The 3,469-nt window shown below is 69.2% G+C and carries 4 protein-coding genes; all 4 read right to left on the reverse strand.

All coding sequences use genetic code 11. The features are described 5' to 3' along the window. A partial coding sequence (locus CBW50_RS28140; RefSeq protein WP_139842699.1) for an ATP-binding protein occupies nucleotides 1–1,770 on the reverse strand: 1,770 nt, incomplete at its 3' end. Next, nucleotides 1,767–2,129, reverse strand: a complete 363-nt coding sequence (locus tag CBW50_RS28145) for an Hpt domain-containing protein (protein WP_086148540.1) — start codon at nucleotides 2,127–2,129, stop codon at nucleotides 1,767–1,769. The genes CBW50_RS28140 and CBW50_RS28145, both read right to left, overlap by 4 nt. 27 nt (nucleotides 2,130–2,156) lie before the next feature. Continuing rightward, a complete protein-coding gene (locus tag CBW50_RS28150; RefSeq protein ID WP_086148541.1) occupies nucleotides 2,157–2,783 on the reverse strand; it encodes a response regulator in 627 nt (208 codons plus the stop codon). A 73-nt stretch (nucleotides 2,784–2,856) separates the two neighbouring features. After that, a partial coding sequence (locus CBW50_RS28155) for an HDOD domain-containing protein (protein ID WP_139842700.1) occupies nucleotides 2,857–3,469 on the reverse strand: 613 nt, incomplete at its 5' end.

The raw sequence follows: 3,469 nt of genomic DNA on the forward strand, positions 1-3,469 counted from the left end.
GGCGGCCGGGGCGGCGGCGCCGCACGGGATGCGCACGGTGAAGCGGGAGCCGGCGCCGGGCGCGCTGTCGCAGCCGATCTCGCCGCCCAGCAGTCCGACTAGCTGCTGGCAGATGGCCAGCCCCAGTCCCGTGCCGCCATACGCGCCGCTGATGCTGGCGTCGGCCTGGCAGTAGGGCTGGAAGACGCGGCCCAGCTGCTCGGGCGTCATGCCGATGCCGCCGTCGCTGACCTGGAACAGCAGCGTGGCCGTGTCCGGGCGCTCCGGCGCGCCGGGCGCCAGCTGCAAGCCCACCGTCACCGGGCCCGACGCCGTGAACTTGATGGCGTTGCCCACCAGGTTGCCCAGTATCTGCGCGATGCGCGTGCGGTCCGAGCAGACCTGCCGCGGCACGCGCGGGTCCACCTCGGCCACCAGCTGCAAGCCTTTGCGGTCCGCCTGTGCGCGGTGCAGCACCAGCAGGTCGTCGAGCAGCAGGCGCGGGTCGAAGTCGCGCAGCTCCACGCCCATCTGGCCCGCTTCGGCCTTGGACAGGTCGAGGATGTCGTTGAGTATGTGCATGAGGTCATGCACGCCGTTGCTGACGTTGCCCGCATAGTGGCGCTGCGTCGCGTCGAGCGGGCTTTCCAGCAGCAGTTCGGCCATGCCGGCGATGCCGGCCATCGGCGTGCGGATTTCATGGCTCATGATGGCCAGGAAGCGCGACTTGGCGGCGTTCGCCGCTTCCGCGTGCGCCTGCAGCGCCAGCGCCTTGGCCGTGTCGCGCTCGCGGCGCCGCAGCAGGCCCATGATCAGCGCCACGGCCAGCGCCACCACCAGCAGGCTGACCAGCGCCGCGCCGCCCATGGTGCGCAGCATGCGGCGCCAGCCCGCCAGGTAGACCGCGTCCGTGACGGTGACGTTGATGGCCAGCGGATAGTCGCGCACCAGGCGGATGCCGGCCAGGCGGTCGACCGGGCGGCCCTGTTCCGCCGTGCGCGGCAAGTCCACCTGCAGCACGCCGTGCGTCTTGCCCTGTTCCAGCAGGCGGTAGGTGCTGCCCGTCAGGTTGCGCTTGCCCATCATGGCCGGGACGGCAGGCCAGCGCGCCAGCAGCGTGTAGTCGCTGCGGTACAGGGAAAAGGCCGTATGTTCGCCGATGCTCGTGTTCTGGAAGAATTTGCTGAAGAAGTCGCACGACAGGCCGACCAGCACCACGCCCAGGAAGCGCCCGTCCGGCCCGCTGATGCGCCGGCTGATATAGAAGGTCCAGGCGCCGTTGCCCTTGTTTTGCACGGGGGCGCTGACATGCATGCCGCCCTCCGGGTGGCGGCGGTGGTAATCGAAGTAATCGCGCTCGTCGAGGCGGATGGGCGGCGCCGGGTAGGCGCGGCTGAAGACCAGCACGGCGCCGTCGCCGCCGACGATGGACACCACGTCCACTTGCGGCACGCCGCCGATCTTGTGCCGCAGCAGCTGGTGCATGGCCGGATTGCCGGCGGCAGCGGCCAGCGCGGCCGCGTCGGCCGGGGCGGCCGCCTGCACCTCGTTGCTGACGCTGTCGAGCACGAGGCGGGCCGCCGTCATGCTTTGCGCCGTGTTCTCCGCCAGCAGCAGCGACAGGTTGGACAGGTCCTGTTTCCAGTCTTCGACGGCTTCGCGGTGCAGCAGCACGCCGGAGACGATGATGCACAGCGCCAGCAGGACCACCAGCGCCAGGCCGGCCACGGCTGCCGTGGCGCGCGGCGGATAGCGGTGCACCAGGCGCAGGATGGCCCGGCGCGCGTTCATGTCTGCGCGCCCGTGTAGTCAAGCATGCTGCGGCGTACCTCCTGCTCCACTGCGCCGAGCAGCGCCGCTGTTTCATCGAGCCAGCCGGGCGGCGCCACGCCCTGGTGGCGCACCAGCTGCTCCAGTTCGGCCAGGCGCGCCGTCAGCGCGCGGGCGCCCAGCAGGGTCACGGTGCCGCGCAAGGTATGACAGCCATGCACGATGGCCTGCATCGCGCCGCTGCGCACGGCCTGCTCCACGCGCGCATACATGGCCGGGGAGGTATCCAGGTAGGTCTGGGACAGGGCGCGGAACATCTCCAGGTCATGGCCGGTGGCCTGGAACAGCACGGCTGGATCGATGTGGCGATAAGCTGGCATGCTGGACTCCCGGACGAAGGTGGTGGACTAGGCGGCCAGGCTGTTGCGCCGCGCATGGCCGGCGCAGCAGGCGCGCAGATAGCCGCGCAGCTCGTCGTAATTGACCGGTTTGGCAAAGAACACCACGCCGGGCGGCACGCCGCCCCGTTCTGCCAGCTCTTCCGACGTCAGGCTCGACAGCATGGCGATGTGCATTTCCGCCAGCAGCGGGTCGGCCAGGATGGTGCGGATCACCTCGTAGCCGTCGATGCCTTCCATGACGATGTCGGCCAGCAGGATGTCGGGCTGGTCGCGGGCGATTTCCATCAGCGCCTGGTAGCCGTTTTCGCAAAAGCGCAATGCCGCCTGCAAGCCCCAGGAACCGATCTGCTTTTCATACAGCGCGCGCTCCATCGGATTGTCCTCGATGACGAGGATGGAGGGCGGACGGCCCGTCGGCGCCGGACGGGCCGGGCGCGCCGTGCGCTGTTCCTGGCCATGCTGGCCCGGATTGCCCTTGTAGGCTTCCACTGCCGCGAGGGGAATGCGGCGGTGACCGCCCTTGGTCTTCCAGGCTTCGATAACGCCGGCCTCGACCAGTTGTTGCACCGATGTGACCGAGATGCCGAGGATTTCGGCGGCCTTTTGTGTAGTGCAAACGTCGGCTGTATGCATGATGAGCTTTAGGGGCGAATAAGAGTTGAAGGGAATGATACGCAATCGCGCTCAAAAAATCAATTTCAACAAATTATATGAATTCACTAAAGGCCATGCGGGCGGCGCGCCGCGACCTGGTCCGCATGCGGCTGGCGGCGCCAGGTTCGGCCAAGGCGAGTATATCGCGCCATTCGCTCCACTCGGCGCTGCTGTGGCGCAGCAGCGTTTCCATGTGTTGCGCATCGAGTCCCAGCGCCCGCGCTGCCGTCATCGACGGTCCGCGCGGACCCGCGCCGTTGATCAGTATCAGGTCGGCGAAGCCGCTGGCCAGCTTCAGCAGCCAGGCCAGGTCCGTCATGCGTCCCGCCTGGCCGAAGCCGGGCGGCGCGGCATGGCAGCGCACGGCGTCGCACAGGATGTCCGGCATGCCCCAGCCGCGCATGAGGATGGCCGACAGGGCCAGCTCGTGGTGGCCGAAGCGGCGCGACTGTTCGCACAGCAGCAGGGAGGTGGCGCCGCCGCCGTGCAGGGCCAGCAACTGACCGTACGCCTGCGGACGCAAGGTGGCCAGGGCCAGCTGGCCGAGGCTGGCGAGCAGACCGCAACTGAACAGCTCATCGGCGGGCGCCAGTTGCAGCGCCTCGCCCGCCACGCGGGCCGCGCAAGCCATGGCCAGCGCGTGCGCCGCGTGGCGCGCGCCGTCG

Origin of the sequence: Janthinobacterium sp. GW458P (assembly GCF_002127585.1) — a bacterium.
Classification (GTDB): domain Bacteria; phylum Pseudomonadota; class Gammaproteobacteria; order Burkholderiales; family Burkholderiaceae_D; genus Janthinobacterium.